Source organism: Nocardia sp. NPDC055165, assembly GCF_053606985.1.
On sequence record NZ_JBSGSS010000008.1, the window covers coordinates 72,724 to 89,262 of the forward strand.

Annotated in this window: 20 protein-coding genes; 7 read left to right on the top strand and 13 right to left on the bottom strand. The window is 67.6% G+C overall.

Features of this window, described 5'->3' with window-relative positions:
- Positions 1-2: 2 nt before the first annotated feature.
- The 5 genes from ACWFRF_RS18090 to ACWFRF_RS18110 form a co-directional block, all read right to left on the bottom strand.
- On the bottom strand, positions 3-383 hold the full coding sequence (locus ACWFRF_RS18090) for an NADH-quinone oxidoreductase subunit A (RefSeq protein WP_452451073.1): 381 nt from the start codon (positions 381-383) through the stop codon (positions 3-5).
- A 372-nt stretch (positions 384-755) separates the two neighbouring features.
- Entirely contained in the window at positions 756-1,157 is a 402-nt protein-coding gene (locus ACWFRF_RS18095) for an Rv3143 family two-component system response regulator (RefSeq protein WP_378991733.1), read from the bottom strand.
- Positions 1,158-1,249: 92 nt separating this feature from the next.
- Positions 1,250-2,392 (bottom strand): hypothetical protein, encoded by a 1,143-nt coding sequence (locus ACWFRF_RS18100; protein WP_452451075.1) that lies wholly within the window; start codon positions 2,390-2,392, stop codon positions 1,250-1,252.
- Positions 2,393-2,461: 69 nt separating this feature from the next.
- Complete coding sequence (locus ACWFRF_RS18105) at positions 2,462-2,809, bottom strand: thioredoxin family protein (RefSeq protein WP_452451076.1); 348 nt, start codon at positions 2,807-2,809, stop codon at positions 2,462-2,464.
- Positions 2,806-3,279: a MerR family transcriptional regulator gene (locus ACWFRF_RS18110; protein ID WP_378991738.1), complete on the bottom strand. Its 474-nt coding sequence runs from the start codon at positions 3,277-3,279 to the stop codon at positions 2,806-2,808. Before ACWFRF_RS18110 ends, ACWFRF_RS18105 begins: the two co-directional genes overlap by 4 nt.
- A 126-nt stretch (positions 3,280-3,405) precedes the next feature.
- On the opposite strand from ACWFRF_RS18110, the gene ACWFRF_RS18115 reads away from it, so the two are divergent.
- A complete protein-coding gene (locus ACWFRF_RS18115; RefSeq protein WP_378991739.1) occupies positions 3,406-4,485 on the top strand; it encodes a class 1 fructose-bisphosphatase in 1,080 nt (359 codons plus the stop codon).
- A gap of 31 nt (positions 4,486-4,516) precedes the next feature.
- Here the strand turns inward: ACWFRF_RS18115 and ACWFRF_RS18120 are convergent, their stop codons facing one another.
- The 5 genes from ACWFRF_RS18120 to rox all read right to left on the bottom strand — a co-directional run bounded on the left by ACWFRF_RS18120 (position 4,517) and on the right by rox (position 9,200).
- On the bottom strand, positions 4,517-4,870 hold the full coding sequence (locus ACWFRF_RS18120; RefSeq protein WP_378652648.1) for a PLD nuclease N-terminal domain-containing protein: 354 nt from the start codon (positions 4,868-4,870) through the stop codon (positions 4,517-4,519).
- Between the two features lie 60 nt (positions 4,871-4,930).
- The gene (gene dinB, locus ACWFRF_RS18125) at positions 4,931-6,166 is read right to left on the bottom strand and encodes a DNA polymerase IV (protein WP_452451079.1); all 1,236 of its coding nucleotides are present in this window, start codon (positions 6,164-6,166) and stop codon (positions 4,931-4,933) included.
- Positions 6,167-6,199: 33 nt separating this feature from the next.
- Entirely contained in the window at positions 6,200-6,673 is a 474-nt protein-coding gene (locus ACWFRF_RS18130) for a flavodoxin family protein (protein WP_452451081.1), read from the bottom strand.
- A 91-nt stretch (positions 6,674-6,764) separates the two neighbouring features.
- On the bottom strand, positions 6,765-7,655 hold the full coding sequence (locus ACWFRF_RS18135) for an RNA polymerase sigma-70 factor (RefSeq protein WP_452451083.1): 891 nt from the start codon (positions 7,653-7,655) through the stop codon (positions 6,765-6,767).
- Positions 7,656-7,760: 105 nt separating this feature from the next.
- Entirely contained in the window at positions 7,761-9,200 is a 1,440-nt protein-coding gene (gene rox / locus ACWFRF_RS18140; RefSeq protein WP_452451084.1) for a rifampin monooxygenase, read from the bottom strand.
- A gap of 215 nt (positions 9,201-9,415) precedes the next feature.
- Here rox and ACWFRF_RS18145 point away from each other — a divergent pair, with 215 nt between their 5' ends.
- From ACWFRF_RS18145 to ACWFRF_RS18170, 6 genes are all read left to right on the top strand, one after another.
- Positions 9,416-9,793 (top strand): BlaI/MecI/CopY family transcriptional regulator, encoded by a 378-nt coding sequence (locus ACWFRF_RS18145; protein ID WP_378991750.1) that lies wholly within the window; start codon positions 9,416-9,418, stop codon positions 9,791-9,793.
- 66 nt (positions 9,794-9,859) lie between these two features.
- Positions 9,860-10,972 carry a winged helix DNA-binding domain-containing protein gene (locus ACWFRF_RS18150; RefSeq protein ID WP_452451086.1) on the top strand — a complete coding sequence of 371 codons (1,113 nt, stop codon included), beginning with the start codon at positions 9,860-9,862 and terminating at the stop codon, positions 10,970-10,972.
- A gap of 49 nt (positions 10,973-11,021) precedes the next feature.
- Positions 11,022-12,101, top strand: a complete 1,080-nt coding sequence (locus tag ACWFRF_RS18155; RefSeq protein WP_378991753.1) for an NAD(P)H-dependent amine dehydrogenase family protein — start codon at positions 11,022-11,024, stop codon at positions 12,099-12,101.
- Complete coding sequence (locus tag ACWFRF_RS18160; protein WP_378991755.1) at positions 12,098-12,577, top strand: carboxymuconolactone decarboxylase family protein; 480 nt, start codon at positions 12,098-12,100, stop codon at positions 12,575-12,577. Before ACWFRF_RS18155 ends, ACWFRF_RS18160 begins: the two co-directional genes overlap by 4 nt.
- 98 nt (positions 12,578-12,675) lie before the next feature.
- Positions 12,676-13,086, top strand: coding sequence for an NUDIX hydrolase (locus ACWFRF_RS18165; RefSeq protein ID WP_452451356.1), 411 nt, complete (start codon positions 12,676-12,678; stop codon positions 13,084-13,086).
- Entirely contained in the window at positions 13,083-13,574 is a 492-nt protein-coding gene (locus ACWFRF_RS18170) for a hypothetical protein (RefSeq protein ID WP_452451089.1), read from the top strand. The genes ACWFRF_RS18165 and ACWFRF_RS18170 overlap by 4 nt, the downstream gene beginning before the upstream one ends.
- A 9-nt stretch (positions 13,575-13,583) precedes the next feature.
- Here the strand turns inward: ACWFRF_RS18170 and ACWFRF_RS18175 are convergent, their stop codons facing one another.
- From ACWFRF_RS18175 to ACWFRF_RS18185, 3 genes are all read right to left on the bottom strand, one after another.
- Positions 13,584-14,363 carry a MerR family transcriptional regulator gene (locus ACWFRF_RS18175; protein WP_452451090.1) on the bottom strand — a complete coding sequence of 260 codons (780 nt, stop codon included), beginning with the start codon at positions 14,361-14,363 and terminating at the stop codon, positions 13,584-13,586.
- 113 nt (positions 14,364-14,476) lie between these two features.
- Positions 14,477-15,598, bottom strand: a complete 1,122-nt coding sequence (locus tag ACWFRF_RS18180) for a serine hydrolase domain-containing protein (protein ID WP_452451092.1) — start codon at positions 15,596-15,598, stop codon at positions 14,477-14,479.
- A gap of 98 nt (positions 15,599-15,696) precedes the next feature.
- Positions 15,697-16,443 (bottom strand): alpha/beta hydrolase family protein, encoded by a 747-nt coding sequence (locus ACWFRF_RS18185; RefSeq protein WP_452451094.1) that lies wholly within the window; start codon positions 16,441-16,443, stop codon positions 15,697-15,699.
- Positions 16,444-16,539: the final 96 nt, after the last annotated feature.

The window sequence follows — 16,539 nt, forward strand, 5'->3', positions numbered from 1 at the left end:
ACTCATTCCCAGCTGAGGCCGCCGCGACGCCACTCGTAGGCGTAGGCGACAGACACGTTGACGATGAACAGCGCCATCGCGGCGAGACCGAACAGCCCGAGCGTGTCGAAATGCACGGCCCACGGGTACAGGAACACGATCTCGATGTCGAAGATGATGAACAGCATCGCCGTGAGGTAGTACTTCACCGGAAAGCGCTGTCCCGCTGCGTTTCCCGGACCGCCGGCGATGGCGTGCGGGGTCGGCTCGATGCCGCATTCATAGGGTTCGAGTTTGGCCCGGTTGTAGCGTTTCGGGCCGATGAGCGCCGCCATGATGACGGAGAACACCGCGAACGCCGCGGCGATGGCGCCGAGTACGAGTGCGGGCACCTCGATGTTCACGACTGCACTTCCCCTCCTCGCTGGAGCAGGCCGAGCCGTGTGGCCCGGCCGCGGACGGCAGCTTTCGGCGAGACGGGGCCGACAACGTTGTCCGCCGAACCGGGGCTCGCGCAAGGCTGTGCAGCGATGGCGGAGCGTTATACAAGAGCCCGTGCTCGTGTGAGCTAGAGCACAGACTACCGCCGTTTCGGGGGTCCGCCGCACGTTTCCGGGGTGGGGTTTGATCGATATCGGTACCGCGATTCATGAGCGATACGGGGGTAATCAGCTCCGGGCATGCGGCAGCGAACCACTGGCGTTACCAGTGGTGATAGATAGAAAGGTGCGAAGCGGACTATCCGACAGGTCGGGACGATGCCCGGATGGTCCTGTTCAGCGGGCGAGCAGGATGCCCGCGACCGCGTTGGTGAGCTGCATGGCGTCGATCGGGTGGGAGACGGCGGCCTCGGCGCGCGACCAGTTGGCCAACCAGGCGTCATCGGGTCGGCCGGTGAGCACGACCACCGGCGGGCACTGATCGATCTCGTCTTTGAGCTGTTTGGCGATACCGAGTCCACCCGTCGGGGCGGATTCACCGTCGAGGATCGCCAGATCGATCCCACCGGCATCCATCTGCTCGATGACCACCGGCGCGGTAGCGACCTCGAAGAATTCGAGCTCCGGTAGGTCGGCGCGCGGCTTACGGCCCAGCGCGAGGATCACCTGTTGGCGGGTATCGGCATCGTTGCTGTAGACCAGCACACGCAGAGGGGTGGAACCATGGGATTCGGCCACGCTCGGATCGTACGTCCGAGGGTGGCGCCACCGTGGCAGGTTCGCCGGATCGACCAGTCGCGCAGTGGTATCGATGACAGCGGGCCCGGCGCTCACGACCGCGGAGGTAGATCGAACTCGCCGCGGATGCCGGTGAACAGGCTCTCGACGTCTGGGCCGAAGGTGATCGCGGCTTCGGTGATCGCGGAGAGCGCGCCCTGCAACGGATCGGTATGCCGCGCATGGAAAACCGTGTTGAGGGCGAAGTGGGGGCGACTGATGTTGCCGCGGTCGTACGGGTTCGGCGTCGGGCTGAGGGCCTGCGCCACTTCCCGCACGACGCTGCTCTGGAAGCTCGCCTCGTCGGGTCCGTACTGGTCTTTGTCCAGTCGCGCGAACGCGGCGTCGTTGTCGTGGAAGGGTTCGGGCAGCGGTGCGCCGGATGCGAGCGCGTCCAACGCGGGGCGCACCCAGACGCGTTCGCTGAGACCGGCGAGGTCGTAGGCGCGCTGTGCGCAGTACTCGGCCAGTCGACGCAATCGCGTGGCACTCATGGCGGCTATCGACTCGGCCAACGCACGGTCGTAGCTCGCGAGTTCGCGTCCGTGATAGGTACCGGCGAAGGCTGGTATCGGGTCGCCGCCCCATCCCTCGCGGTCTCTGGCCTGGGCTTGTGTGCGGAGCTCTCGCTGCCGGTCCGATTCGGGCTCGGGCAGATTCGGGGCAGGCTCGGTCGGCGGTGCGGCGCTGTTGGCGGGAATGCCGTAGCCGGGCATGTCCCACTGCCGGGCGGGTCGAGGAGCGGTGCCGTCGTCGGGCCAGAGCCGGATTCGCCAGTGGTCGCCGGGGGTGGTGTCGCCAGGCCAGCCGTAGTTCGCGAAACCCGTTCCGGCGATCTCGGCAAGGTAGTCGCCGGGCGGCACGGGTGCGTCGGCCCAGCCGTCGACGGGTGAACTGATGGTCAGGCCGTGCTCGCCGATGTGTAGCCGGGCTTCGCTGACCTGCTGCCACTCGCCCTCGTCGGCCGGTCGCCGATCCCACACCTGTATGTGCATCGGCATGTCGAAGTTGTTCTGGTGCGGGCTGAGCACCACCACGGTGTGTCCGTCGCCTGCCGAGGGCCTGTCCGCATGCGCGGCGTCGAGCAGCGCGAGCTCTACGTCCTCCTCACCCTCCCCTCCGTGCAGGATGAACTGGCCGTAATCGAGCGTCAGTTCCAGTCGATGCTCGGCGAGGAGATGGGAGGGTTCGGTCACGCGTGAGATCGTGGCACAGCCCACCGACAGCGATCGATGGGTGTTCGTGTGGGGGCGGAGGTTTCGGGATCAGTGACGCACTGCGTCGTCCAACTCGGCGAGGAGCCGGGCCTTGGAGCGGGCGCCGACGAGGGTGCGCAGGAGTTGGCCATCGCGGAAGAGCAGCAGCGTCGGAGCGGCCATGACCTGGTAGGTGCGGGCCGTGAGTGGGTTCTCATCGGCATTGAGCGTGCGAACGGCGAGTGTGGCCGCACGTTCGCGGGCAACGTCGGCCAGCACGGGGGCGATCATTTTGCACGAAGGGCACCACGTGGCCCAGACGTCCACGAGAACGAGGCCGGGGTGGGCGAGCACGTCGTGGTCGAATGTCTCATCGGTCACCGCGATGGTGCCGGCGATCGCAGAACTCAGGGTCATCGGGATTCCTCTTGTTCGGTGGGGATGTCGTGTGTTCGCTCGGCCTGCTGGGTCGCCGCATCGGAGGGCTGCAGAACGGAGACGGCCGTCGGCCACGGAAGCCTTCGGGTGGTGCTGTGGCGGTGTGCGGCCTCGCGGAGGCGATCGGTGAGGGCGTCTCTGCGGGCGGTGAGGGCGTCGATTTCCGCGGTCAGTGCGTCGATGGTCCGCTGGTATTCGGCCAGGGAGGCGGGACAGTCGTCGACGTGTTCGCTGCCGGTTGCCAGGCAGTCCAGAAATGGCCGAGTCTCCTCTACCGGGATGCCCAGACGGTTCAGGGATCGGATTTCGCGCACCAGGCGGACGGTGTGGTCGTCGTATTCGCGGAAGCCGTTGGGGTGCCGTTCGGGTGCGACCAGCCCGAGTGCCTCGTACCGCCTGATGGCCTTGGGGCTGAGCTGAGCCAGCCGCGCGAGCTCTCCGATCCTCATGCAGCGAATGTAAACGCTGCCCCCAGGGGCAAGGTCAAGTGAGAGTTCACATTGCCTATCGGCGGTCGGTGAGCCATTCTGAAAAGGGCAAGGGACGCACCGGATTTCGCAGGGGGTCGTGACCGAATGCCGAATGGACCGAAAACGCTGACGCGGTACACGATCGAGGAAGAGCATCGGCATCCCGGTTCGTCGGGGGAATTCTCCGCGCTGGTGAATGTGGTGGCAACGGCGGCGAAGATCATTGCCAATCAGGTGACTCGCGGGGCGATCATCGGGTCGGGGGTCGAGGACGAGACGTCGGTGAGTGGGCGGCTCGATGTGTTGACCGATGAGATCATGGTGGGGCAGACGCAGTGGTCGGGGCATCTGTCCGGGTTGCTGTCCGAGCAGCATGCGACGGTGCTGCCCGCGACGCAGCGCCGGGGGAAGTACCTGCTGGCGTATGACGCGTTGGACGGGTCGAGCAATATCGACGTGAATCTGCCTGTCGGTTCGATTTTCAGCATTCTGCGGGCGCCGGAAGCGGTGGTCGCCGGCGACGCCGAACCTGCCGACACCGACTTCCTGCAGCCAGGAGTGGAGCAGGTCTGTGCGGGGTTCACCCTGTACGGGCCCGCCACGATGTTGGTCCTCACCACGGGCAGTGGCGTCGACGGGTTCACCCTCGATCGGGAGATCGGTGCGTTCGTGCTGACTCATCCGCAGATGCGAATCCCGGAGGACACCTCGGGTTTCGCGATCAATGCCGCCAACGAGCGGTTCTGGGAGCGGCCCGTGCGCCGGTATGTGCTCGAGTGCTTGGAGGGAGTCGAAGGGCCACGCGGGCGCGATTTCAATATGCGGTGGGTGGCGTCACTGGTGGCCGATACCTTCCACATCCTGACCAGGGGCGGGCTGTATCTGTACCCGCGCGATACGCGCAATCCCGCACAGCCGGGCCGAGTCTCGCTGCTGTACGGGGCGAACCCGATCGCGTTCATCGTCGAGCAGGCGGGCGGGGCGGCCACCACCGGGCACGAGCGCATGATGGAGGTTCCCCCGGCCCAGGTGCATCAGCGGGTGCCGTTCATCTTCGGTTCCCGCAACGAGGTGCTGCGCATCGAGCGGTATCACCGGGAACCGGACGCGGGCAAGCGGTTCGACAGTTCACTGTTCGGAACGCGGTCATTGTTCCGGCCCGCCAAACACGATCAGCGCACGTAGATGCGCGATCGGCACAGTGCTTCGCGGGTGATCAGGCCGGGTCCTGGTCGCGTTCTTGCTGTTGCCTGCGGGCCTCGCGACGTTGCTGTTCGGCACGCTCGCGCAAGCCGCGCAGGAAGGCCTCGTCGTCGTCGGGATTCGACGCGACCCGGCGACCGGGGCGATCGTATTCACCGAACCGGGTATTCGAGACAGGTCCTGACTCGCCGACCGGCCTGCCCGCGAACAACCACAGCAGCGCACCGATCGTCGGGATCAGCACGACGACAATGATCCACCCCATCTTCGGTAGGTGCCGGATGCCCGCGTCGGGGCTGGTGATGATGTCGACCAGGCAATACACCCACAGGGCGAGAGTCAGAAAGCCGATGACGGCGTAAGGCATTCGGCGATTATTCCACGCCCACTCACACAGTGGATCCGTAGTGGTCGGTGACCACCGACGTCAGTCGGGCAGGAGCGGGACCGAGAGGCCTTCGCCGCTGCGCAGGAGTGCGGCGCGGGTGACGGCGGTGGAACCGAAGCGGCGGCGCAGGTCGTCGAGAGTGGCGTCGAGGGTGTTCTCGGCACGCGCGTCCAGCGGCAGGGTGAGTTGCATGGTGTCGGCGTCGTCGAGGTTGGTCAGCGAGATGCCGATCAGGGTGATGCCGCGTTCGATGATCAGCGGTTGAGCGGCGTGCAGCAGCAGGCGGGCGGCGTGGCGGATCGCGGTGGAGGCATCGGTGGCTTCGACGAGGGTGTGCGATCGGGTGGCGCGGGTGAAATCGTCGAAGCGTAAGCGCAGCACCACCGTTCGGCAGACGCGGTCGGCGGCGCGCAGGCGGCGACCGAGGCGGTCGGTGAGGCCGTCGAGATAGGCGGCGATCTCGTCGGGGTCACACGGGCGGCGGCCGAGGGCGCGTTGGGCGCCGATCGAGCGCCGTCGTTTGCCGGTTTCCACGCGGCGTGGATCGCGAGCCAAGGACAGGGCGAACAGGTGACGGGCCGCGGCGGGGCCGAGGATGGCGCGCAGGTGGGGTTCGCCGAGTTCGGCGAGCTGGCCGATGCGGGTGATGCCGTTGGCGTGCAATGTCGCCGAGGTGACTTTGCCGACGCCCCATAATCGCTCCACCGGCAGTGGATGCAGGAAGTCGAGTTCTTTGCCGGGTTCGACAAGGCGTAACCCGTCGGGTTTGGCGACGGCGGAGGCGACCTTGGCGAGGAATTTGTTGCGTGCGATGCCCACGGAGATGGGCAGGCCCACCCGGTCGGCCACCTGCGCGCGCAGCCGGTGCCCGATGTCGATCGGTTCGCCGCTGATCCGGCGTAACCCGCTGACGTCGAGGAACGCCTCATCGATCGAGATCCCCTCCACCACCGGGGTGGTGTCGTGGAATACCGCGAACACCGCTTTGCTTGCCTCGGCATAGGCCGACATCCGTGGCGGCACCACGATCGCGTGCGGACACAGGCGCAGCGCCTGGCCCGCGTTCATCGGCGTGCGGATCCCGAACGCCTTGGCCTCGTAGCTGGCCGCCAACACCACCCCGCCACCCACGATGACCGGTTTGCCACGCAGCCACGGCTGGTCACGCTGCTCGACCGAGGCGTAGAACGAGTCGAGGTCGGCATGCAGGATCGAGGCCTCGGTGCGGGACTGGATACGCGGGCGACGCGGGGCGGCGGAATCGGACACGAACATATGTTCGCATCGGGGTCCGACGAGTTCGGCCTTTCAGGGTGTGGAGATAGTCCTGGCCTGCAGGTTTTCGGCGAACTCGCGCGCGGCGGTGAGGTCGATGGCGTCGGGCCGGCCTTTGCGGATACCGCCCACCAGGCGCAGCGGCAGCCAGGTGTCGAAGCCCCGGCAGTCGAAGGCGTCGACAACGTCGAAGCCCTTGTTCTCGATGTCGCGGGTCAAGGTGGTGACGTAGCGGCGAAACGGCGGTTCCGGGAATCCACTGGTGCGGAACACGAACGCCTTGCCCCCGTGTCCGGCCGGCAGGGAGGCGATGAACCGGCGCAGTTCCGGATGGAAAGCCATGTTGTAGATGCCCGAGCCGAAGCCGACGAGGTCGTAGTCGGCGAGCCCGGCCGGATCGATGTCGGCGGGGGCGACGACCCGGCCGCCGAGCACCTGGCCGATGGCTTCGGCGACGCGCTGGGTGTTGCCGTGCGACACCGACTTGCACACGAGGATGACCTTCATGGGGATGGTCCTTTCGTTCCGCTGCGTTGCTGGACACCCTCGGAGACACCGCTCAGGTTCCCAGCGTGACACCCAAGTGCTGTGCCCTCCGTCACAGCGTGCGTTCGGCCGCGATGTCGAGAATGCGCACGACATCGATGGACTGCAGTTTGTCGGGGTTGCGGACCGCATACAGCCCGGTGATGAGGTCGTCGGTCAGCTCGACCACCAGCACGGTATCCAGATCGCCGTTCTTCGATCGGGCGATCACCGTGGGCTGCGCGTTGAAGCTGCCGAATTCGACTGTCGCGCCCGCCATCGAGTTCTGGGTCAGCCCGATCAGGAACCGCGCCACGGGCTCGGCGCCGATGATCGGGCGGCGCGCGGCACTCACACGGCCACCGCCGTCGGAGATCTGGAGGACGTCGGGCGCGAGTACCGCCATGAGGGCGCTGACGTCGCCGGTGTTGGTGGCCAGCAGGAAGCGGCCGATCACCGCGCGGCTGGTGTCGGAGTCCGGTTGGAAGCGCCGTCGCCGCGACGCGACATGCGCGCGGGCCCGGTGGGCGATCTGCCGCACGGCGGTGTCGGATTTATCGATCATCCGCGCGATCTCGCGATGGCTGTGTCCGAACACCTCCGACAGCACGAACACCGCGCGCTCGGTGGGACCGAGAGTTTCCAGCACGAGCAGCATCGCCATCGACACCGATTCGGCCAGCAACACATCCTGCCCCGCGTCGGGCGCGGTACGGATCGGTTCGGGCAGCCAGGTGCCGACGTAATCCTCGCGGCGACGCCGGACCGTGCGGAGATGATTGATCGCCTGACGGGTGACGATCTGCACCAGATACGCGCGCGGATGCGTCACCTCCGTCGCGTCGCGCCAGCGAAGGTAGCTGTCCTGCAACACGTCCTCGGCGTCGGCGGCACAGCCCAGGATTTCGTAGGCGATCGTGAACAGCAGTGGCCGGAATGTGGCGAATGTGTCGGACTCGGTCATCGGGCCACCCCTGCGCGCCTCATACACCGATGATTCCGGGCGACAGCGAGTCAGCGCAACCACGCTGTCGCGCAGACGATCCCCGTCGATGCTGCGGACGACACCTCATATCGCTGCGGTGCTGTCGCGCCGACCGAACCAGACAGGCAGGTGGTCGAGTAGGTCCTGCTGCTCTCGACCGACCCATGCCACATGCCCGTCAGGGCGAAGCAGTACCGCGGGGGCGTCGAGTTCTTCGCTGACGTCGACGATGTGGTCGACCCGGTCCGCCCATCCCCGCACACAGAGGTGGCCGGTCTGGTCGAGCAGCAGTCCACGGCCCGCGTGCATGTGCGCGTAGAGGCGACCGCGTTTCAGGGCGATATCGCGCAATCGCCGACCGAGCAGTGGGTCGCCCTCGCCGAAGTCGTAGCGTATCGCGATGGCGATGATCTTCTCGGTGAGACAGCGGCTCACCTCGTCGAATTCCATCAGCTGAGATACCAGCCTGCGTACCGCCTGTGGTCCCGCGTCCAGCGACATCAGCTCCATCTGGGCGCGGGTGTTGTCGAGCACGTCGGCGGCCACGGGGTGGCGTTCGGTCTGGTAGGTGTCGAGCAAGCCCGGCGGCGCCCAGCCGTTGATCTCGGCGGCCAGTTTCCAGCCGAGGTTGAACGCGTCCTGCACGCCCAGGTTCAGGCCCTGTCCGCCGGTGGGCGGGTGGATGTGGGCGGCGTCGCCTGCCAGCAGCACGCGGCCGACGCGGTAGTGCTCGGCTTGGCGGGTGCCGTCGCCGAAACGCGACAGCCACCGCGGCGAGTGCGCGCCGAAGTCGGTGCCCGCGGTGGCGATGAGCTGTTGTTTCATTTCCTCGAGGGTGGGCGCGACAGCCCGGTCCTCGGCGACTCCGGCCGCGGGGGCGAGGACGCGGTAGACCCCGTCTGCCAGGGGCATCGCGCCGAATCGCAGCTGGGTCTTGCGGACTTCGGTCATCACCTCGGTGATCGTTTCCGGTGACGCGGTCAATGCCATTTCGCCGAGCAGGGTCTCGACCCGGCTCGGCTCTCCGGGGAACGCGACACCGAGCAGCCTGCGCACGGTGCTGCGGCCACCGTCGCAGCCGACGAGATAGCGCGCACGCAACCGGGTGCCGTCGGCCAGTTCGACGGTGACCGCGTCGTCGCGCTGGTTCACGCCGACCACTTCGGTGCCGCGCCGGATCTCGGCACCGAGTTCGGTGGCGTGCTCGCTCAGCAGCTGATCGGTGCGGGGTTGCGGGATGGCCAGGACATAGGGGTGGGCGGTGTCGAGTCGCTCGGGCGCCGGTGTGGGGATGCCGGCGAAGAACCCGCCGAGCGGATGCCGGCGTCCGAGCGCGAGGAACCGGTCGAGCAGGCCGCGCTGATCCATGATCTCGATACTGCGCGCGTGCAGGCCGAGCGAGCGGACGATCTTCGTCGGCTCCGCGTCCTTCTCCAGCACGACCACCCGCACCGCGTGCAGCCTCAATTCGGCGGCCAGCATCATGCCGGTCGGTCCACCGCCGACCACGATCACGTCGATCATCGACTACTCCCCTTCGACAAGATTCCCGCAGGTTGCGGGCTCGCCGAGAGATTGTGCGGCATCACCGGGGTCTTGCCGCAAGCCCCGGGGTGCGCTATATGTTAGAGGTGGCAAGGAGTGGTTTTCCCTCCTTGCCTTTGCCATGCTCGCGACTCTCACCGAGGCGGTGCCGGTACTGTGAAGCGGTTCGGGCAAGGTGAAGGAGTCGGTCGGCGGTGCGTGGTTTCGGGGATCTCGAGGCAGTGCTGATGGATCGGCTGTGGGACCGCGATGTGGACACGACCACGGTGCGCGAGCTGTTCGACGAGTTGGCGACCGAGCGCGACATCGCCTACACCACCGTGATGTCGACGATGGACAATCTGCACCGCAAAGGCTGGCTGGCCCGCGAGCGTGAGGGCCGCGCGTACCGGTATTGGCCGACGGTGACCCGCGAGGAACACAGCGCCCGGCTCATGCACGAGGCGCTCGGTGTGGGCGGGCGCTCCGACCTCGTCCTCAACTATTTCGTCGACCGGATCAGCGACGACGAATTCGCGGGATTGCGAGCCGCGTTGCGCCGTGTCGCCACCCGGCGGACCGAGGCGAGTTAGCCCGATCGTGTCGGAGTGATCTGATCTGATGGGACACCGATGGGATCGGTCACGGGGACGGGACGCATGCTGAGTGTCGGATGGGATCAGGTGTTCGCCTGGCGGCTGGGCCGCCAGTTCGTCGCGGCACCGACCGCGGGTTCTGCCGAGGATGTCGCGACCCGGTTGGCCGGGGTGCAGGCGCAGGTGGCGTCGGCGGCGGAGATGGCTGTGGCGGTGCGCAGTCCCGATTCCCGCGGCCTCGGTGTCGGTGCGGCGTTGGCCGCGGGCACGTTGATCAAGACTTGGGCGATGCGCGGCACGCTGCACGCGATGGTGCCCGAGCAGGCCGCGGCTGCGCTGTCGCTGATCGGATCGGCGCGGACGTGGGAGAAACCGTCGTGGCAGAAGACGTTCGGCGCGACCCCGGCGCAGGTGGCCGGTCTGGTGGAGGTGGTGTCGGGAGTCCTGGCCGGTCAGGTCCTGACCCGGGACGAACTGGTCGAGGCGGTCCTCGCCGAACCCGGCTTCGCCCACCTCGGTGAGCAGTTGCGCTCCGGCTGGGGTGCGGTGCTCAAGCCGTTGGCCTGGCAGGGCGCGCTGTGCCACGGTCCCGCGCGCGGGAGCAAGGTCACCTTCACCGCGCCGGGCGACCTGACTCCCGGGTGGAAGGGCATCCCGGAACCCGATATCGCCGCACCGGCGCTGATCCGCGCTTATCTCGGCGCGTACGGTCCCGCGACCCCGGCGGCCTTCGACGCGTGGCTCAGTCGCAACAGCGTGCGCAAAGCCGTGCTGCGCGGGTGGTTCGCGGCGATGGGTGACGCGCTGACCGAGGTCGACGTCGAAGGACGGATCGGCTGGATTCCGAGCGAGTTCGCCGACGATCTCGCCGCGGCGACTCTCGACGGCGGTGTCCATCTGCTCGGTCCGTTCGACCAGTACGTACTGGGACCCGGTACCGCCGACACCGTGCTGCTGCCCGCCGAGCACCGGTCGAAGGTGAGCAGGACGGCGGGCTGGATCTCGCCGCTGGTGCTGGTCGACGGTCGCATCATGGGCACGTGGGAACAGGTCGACGACACGGTCGTCGTGTCGACGTTCGACGCGCGCGAGCTCCCCGAGCGCGCCCTGACCGCAGCGGTGAACCGGCTGGCAGCGGCTACCGGCACACCAGGGCTGGGCGTCCGCGCGAGCTGAGATTTCGGATACGCCAGACGACGAACCAAGCGCTTGCTACGGTGGCTCGATGATCCCCACGATCGTCTGGGGCACCGGAAACGTCGGCCGCGCGGCCATCCGTGCCGTGGCTGCCCATCCGGCGCTGGTTCTCACCGGGGTGCTCGTGCACAACCCCGACAAAGTCGGCCGAGACGCGGGCACGCTCGCAGGCCTCGACACCGAATTGGGGGTGGCCGCCGTCGACGACATCGACGCGCTACTCGCCACCGGACCCCAGGCGGTGGTGTACGCGGCGTCCGGAGACATCCGGCCCGACGACGCGCTCGCCGACATCGTGCGGGCGATCCGGGCCGGCGCCGTCGTGGTCACCCCGGCCCTCTACGCCCTCTACGACCCGCGCAACGCACCGGCCGAAATGCGCGAGCCGGTGCTGGAAGCCATTGCCGCGGGCGGTGGTTCGCTGTTCGTCTCCGGGGTGGATCCCGGCTGGGGCAACGATGTGCTGCCGCTGTTGATCAGCGGGCTCGCCGCCACCATCGACGTGGTGCGCTGCCAGGAGATCTTCGACTACTCCACTTACGACCAACCCGACTCGGTGCGCTACCTCGTCGGGATGGGACAGCCGATGGACTACCAGCCGCCGATGCTGATGGCGAGCGTGCCGACGATGGTGTGGGGCGGCCAGATCCGGCTGATGGCCAGAGCATTGGGTGTCGAACTCGACGAGATCCGCGAAACCGTCGACCGGCGCGCCCTCGACGCGACAGTGCAGACCACCCAGATGGGGGCGTTCGACGCGGGCACACAGGGGGCGGTGCGGTTCGAGGTGCAAGGCATCGTCGACGGGCAGGCGCGCATCGTGATCGAGCACGTCACCCGCATCCATCCCAGCTGCGCACCGGACTGGCCGACACCACCCGACGGTGACGGTGCCCACCGGGTGATCATCGAGGGTTCGCCACGCATCGAGGTCAGCGTCGAAGCGACCGATGAAGGCGGCAATCGCGCGGCGGGCGGAAATGCCACGGCGGTGGGACGTTTGGTCAATGCCATCGACTGGCTGGTCGAGGCGCCGCCCGGTCTCTATGACGCACTCGATGTGCCGCTGCGCGCCGCGGTCGGCAAACTCGGAAGGACACCACGATGATCATCGACATTCCCGAGGGCAAAGATCCCATCGGCTACGTGTGGGGCGAGATGGTGCCCGGCATCGGCGTCGCCGCAGCGGCATTCTCGCTGTCGGTCTACGAGCACTCCACCCTCGGCCTGCGTGAATTCGAAGCGGCCCGGTTGCGGATCGCCCAGATCAACGGCTGCCTGTTCTGTCAGGACTGGCGCACCGAACGCGACGGACAGAAGGTCGAAGCGGAATTCCCCGATGCCGTCACCCACTGGCGTGACACCGACCGGTTCGACGAACGGACCCGCCTCGCCGCCGAATACGCCGAGCGCTACGCCACCGACCACCACGGCCTCGACGACGAATTCTGGGCCAGGATGTTCGCCGAATACTCCCAGGCCGAGGTGGTGGAGCTGAGCATGAGCATCGGTTCCTGGCTGGCGTTCGGCCGCCTCAACCGGGTCCTCGGGCTGGACACCGTGTGCGTGCTGCCCGGCCACTGACCGCCGGATGCGCCAGAGGTAGCACCGCCTCGCCGGCGGCCGGGCGCCAGGGACTGGGCAACACCGTCGCGCCCGCGCCGATTAAGCTGCGGGCCGTGATGGAACCTGCGAGACAGCAGCTCATCGATACGGTGGCCTGGGTACTGATCGAGAACGGTCGCATCCTGTGTGCCCGCCCGCGCGGCAAGGACGTGTTCTTCATCCCCGGCGGCAAACGGGAAGGCGTCGAGACCGACCTGCAGACCTTGGTCCGCGAGATCGCCGAAGAACTGACCGTCGAGCTCACGCCCGAGAGCGCCACCCACGTCGGCACCTATGAGGCCGCGATCGCCGACGGGCACGACACCGTCGTCCGGATGGCGTGCTACACCGCCGACTATCGCGGGGTGCTCACGGCAAGCAGCGAGATCGAGGCGCTGGCCTGGTTCGGATTCGGGGACCGCGATCTGGTTCCCCCGGTCGACCAGTTGTTGTTCGACGACCTCGCGGCGGCCGGGTCGCTGCGGTGATCGGCACGGTGGCACGGTCGGCGATCTACGAACTGCTGGCACTGCCACTGGCCTTCACCCGGGTGCGGACCCGGCTGCGGGTGCCGCGACTGCTCTTGCGCGAACCTGTCGGCGCCCACGACATTTCCCTGCGACGCTGCCTGATCCAATCGGTGCTCTCCGGTGGTGTCGGGCTGCTCGGCTGGTTCCTCGCGATGCTCAGCGTGCTGGTTCTGGTGCGTGGGTTCGCCTATCCGTTGGTCGCCGCCGACAGTTACCAGACCTCGTGGGGCGGGCCGACGCTGGCGGGCGCGTGGCTGGTGCACGCGGTGTCGGGTGCGTTGATCGCGCCGGCATTCGTCGCGGTGATCGCCCTGTGCGGCCGGTTACAGCTGCGGGTGACGCGGACTGTGCTCGGCGGTGACCGGTCGTGGTGGGCGATTCCGGTCGCCCTGGTTCTCGTGGCGGCGGGCGGGTTGTTCTTCGTCGCGTGGGTGCGGCAGATCTGAGCGTGCGGGTCAGCGAGATCCGGGGATGTAGACGCCGGCGGCCCGCAGCTTCGCCTCGACAAGGGCCGAGAGCCGGGCCGGGGCCGATTCCTGCTCTTCACCGTGGTGGCGGATCAATTTGTAGCGTGTCGCGGCGTCTGTGCGGGCTTGCAGGCCCGTCACGATCTTCAGCTGGTCGGGGTGGGCGAGATAGTGCTCGGCCAGCGCGGTAGCCACTTCCTCGACGCGCGGGTCGTCCGGTTCCCAGCTGGCCGATTCCGAGGCGCGCCTGCTCAGGGCGAGGAACTCGGTGTCTTCGAGGGCGTTCTCGACATTGGTGAGGTAATCGTCGAAGCCCTCCGGGACCAGCGCTCTGGCCAGCACCCACCCTTCCCTGGCCGCTGCCACCTCCGCCGGGGGAAAGCTTAGGCCGGGTAGGCGAGCGAGCAGCTCCACCGCGCGGTCGGGCAGCAGCGTGCGGTCGCCGTCGGCCAGCCGGTGCAGCGTGTCTCGGCGCACGATCAGTTCCTCGATCCGCTCGGTGAGACGCCGTTCGACGTCGGCGAGCTCGGTGGCGAACGCGTCGGCGTCGGCGTCGAGCAGCGATCCGATCTCGGCCAGCGGAACTCCGGCGGCGGCGAGGGTTCTGACCTGCACCAACCGTAACAGTTCGGCCGAACCGTAGCGCCGGTAGCCGGAGCTGTCGCGGGCCGGTTCGTCGAGTAGACCGTTCTTCTCGTAGTGCCGCACGGTCTTGATCGTGACACCGGCGAAAACCGCGGCCTGGCCGATCGTGACGCCGTTCATCATCTGCTCAGTCCGCCTTGTTCGAGGTAGTCCTACTCAGAAAGTTGACCTTGATGGTGCGTCGAGGTCAAGCATCCGGGGCCGCGAGCAGCTGGGCGCGACCCCGGAAGGTGCGTTCAGGCCGTAGCGGCACCGAACACTTCGTCGAGCAGTCGCTGCGTCGCGGCCTGGAACGTCGCCGACATCGACAGGTCGGCGTCGTCGATGTAGTTGAGTGCGGCGGTCATGGTCTTGGTGCCGTCGAGCGTGCTGTACATCAGCGCAGCATGGCCACCGTGGCCGCCGTTGTGGGTGATGACGGTGCCGGTCTCGGTCTGCTGGACGAACACCCCAAGGCCGTAGCCGACCTTGGCTTCGGGGGTGAGCATCTCGGCCAGCAGCGGGGCGGGCAGCAGCGTGCCGTGCAGCAGTGCGGAGAGGAAGGTGTGCAGGTCCTTGCTGGTCGAGATCATGTCGCCGCCGCTGGAAATCCAGGACGGGTTCTGGGAGGTGACGTCGATCGTCTGCTCCACCCCGGCGTCGTCATAGCGGTAGTAGGCGTGGGCGTGCGGTCCGCCGATCTCGGTCGAGGTCTCCGGCACGACGGTGTCGCAGAGCCCGAGCGGGCCCAGGATCAGTCGCTGCATCTCCTCGGCCAGCGAGTGACCGGTGACCGCTTCGATCAACAGCTTGGCGAGCGCGTAATTGGTGTTGGCGTAGCTCCAGTCCGTGCCCGGTTCGAACCGCGCGGGCTTTGCCAATGCCCGCCGCACCAGCTCGTCGGTGTGGTGGGTCTGGAAACGGTTGTCCACCCAGTCTTTGCCACTCCAGGCGACGACTCCCGGCGCGCTCGTCCCGTCTTCGTAGAACTCGCCGGTGAAGTTGAAGATCCCGCTGGTGTGCTGCAACAGCATGCGGACGGTGACGCGCGGATCCAACTCGAACCGGGGCAGGTAGTCGACGACGGGAGCGTCGAGGGCGATCGTGCCCTCGGCTACCAGTTGCAGGACCACGGTCGCGACGAAAGTCTTGGTATTGCTGCCGATCCGGACGCGCCCGTTGATCGGCGGTGGTGCGCTCTGGCCCAGCTCGCTGCGCCCGGCGCTGCCGACCCACACGCCCTGCGCGTCGTCGACTCGCACGTGCAGGCCGACGAATCCGGTGGCGACGATCTCCTCGATGGTCTGCTGCAGGGTCGAATAGTGGTGTGCGGCAGCGGTTGCGGTGGTGCTCGCTGTGGTGTTCGCGTTCGAAGTCATGAGATGAGCGTCCACGTTGACCCAAGGTCAACCGCAAGAGTGATCTGGGTCACTCAGCGTGTCCGGGTCTGATCGTGCCGGACCCGGACACGCCGGTGTCAGGCTGTTCGGGCCAGGTGGCGGGTCAGGAATTCGGTGGTGGTGATCAGCTGGAACGCCGGGACCTGGGCGTGTCCACCGGGGTTGGCGTGCAAGGTCTTCTCCGCCGAGCCGAACGCGTCGAACAAGGCGAGCGCGCTGTCACGGTCGACGTATTCGTCGTTCCACTGGAGCAGGAACTCGACGGGGACGGTGATCGAGGCGGCCGCCTCGATCAGGGATCGGTGACCGAGCAGGCCGAAGACGGCGGCGGAGATCCGGGGGTCCGCCGCGGTCAGCGCGACACCGATGGCGGTACCCAGCGCGGTGCCGCAGTACGCGACGGGGGCGTCGACGCCGATGCTCGGAAGTTGCTGCACTGCGTCGAGGGTTGCCTGCCATTCGGGGACGGCGCGCGCGGCCAGCGAAGCGTTGTATTCCACGATGATCGGTGCGACGGGCTCGCCCGCAGCTCGGGCATGTCGCAGCGCGGCAATGAGGTCGTCGTCCGCGGGAGTTCGTGGCCTACCACCGTGGCCCGGAGCGTCGATCGCGACCACGGTGAAGCCGCAGGCGGTGACGAAATGCTGAGCACGCGCCACGATGCCCGGTGCCTGCTTGTGCTGACCGCCGCCGTGGCCCATCAGCACCACCGGGGCGATGGTGCCGGAATCGGCTGCGCGAGACCAGAGGACGCCGGTGATCTCACCCAGGGTGAAATGGCGTTCGGCGACACCGTTCAACGATGTGTGTGCGGTGAAATGCATGATTGTGCCCTTCGGGAGTGCCTTGTGGGGGCGCTCCCGGCGACCTTGGCGTCAGGCGGCCGACCGTGCTGGGCGGGAGCACCCATGGACTACTGC

Coding starts and splice junctions, on each gene's coding strand:
- ACWFRF_RS18155 (WP_378991753.1), top strand. CDS start 11,022: ATGATCCCCACGATCGTCTGGGGCACCGGAAACGTCGGCCGCGCGGCC.
- ACWFRF_RS18135 (WP_452451083.1), bottom strand. CDS start 7,655: ATGACCGAGTCCGACACATTCGCCACATTCCGGCCACTGCTGTTCACG.
- dinB (WP_452451079.1), bottom strand. CDS start 6,166: ATGTTCGTGTCCGATTCCGCCGCCCCGCGTCGCCCGCGTATCCAGTCC.
- ACWFRF_RS18175 (WP_452451090.1), bottom strand. CDS start 14,363: ATGATGAACGGCGTCACGATCGGCCAGGCCGCGGTTTTCGCCGGTGTC.
- ACWFRF_RS18150 (WP_452451086.1), top strand. CDS start 9,860: ATGCTGAGTGTCGGATGGGATCAGGTGTTCGCCTGGCGGCTGGGCCGC.
- ACWFRF_RS18130 (WP_452451081.1), bottom strand. CDS start 6,673: ATGAAGGTCATCCTCGTGTGCAAGTCGGTGTCGCACGGCAACACCCAG.
- ACWFRF_RS18180 (WP_452451092.1), bottom strand. CDS start 15,598: ATGACTTCGAACGCGAACACCACAGCGAGCACCACCGCAACCGCTGCC.
- ACWFRF_RS18120 (WP_378652648.1), bottom strand. CDS start 4,870: ATGCCTTACGCCGTCATCGGCTTTCTGACTCTCGCCCTGTGGGTGTAT.
- ACWFRF_RS18185 (WP_452451094.1), bottom strand. CDS start 16,443: ATGCATTTCACCGCACACACATCGTTGAACGGTGTCGCCGAACGCCAT.
- rox (WP_452451084.1), bottom strand. CDS start 9,200: ATGATCGACGTGATCGTGGTCGGCGGTGGACCGACCGGCATGATGCTG.
- ACWFRF_RS18110 (WP_378991738.1), bottom strand. CDS start 3,279: ATGAGGATCGGAGAGCTCGCGCGGCTGGCTCAGCTCAGCCCCAAGGCC.
- ACWFRF_RS18160 (WP_378991755.1), top strand. CDS start 12,098: ATGATCATCGACATTCCCGAGGGCAAAGATCCCATCGGCTACGTGTGG.
- ACWFRF_RS18105 (WP_452451076.1), bottom strand. CDS start 2,809: ATGACCCTGAGTTCTGCGATCGCCGGCACCATCGCGGTGACCGATGAG.
- ACWFRF_RS18115 (WP_378991739.1), top strand. CDS start 3,406: ATGCCGAATGGACCGAAAACGCTGACGCGGTACACGATCGAGGAAGAG.
- ACWFRF_RS18165 (WP_452451356.1), top strand. CDS start 12,676: ATGGAACCTGCGAGACAGCAGCTCATCGATACGGTGGCCTGGGTACTG.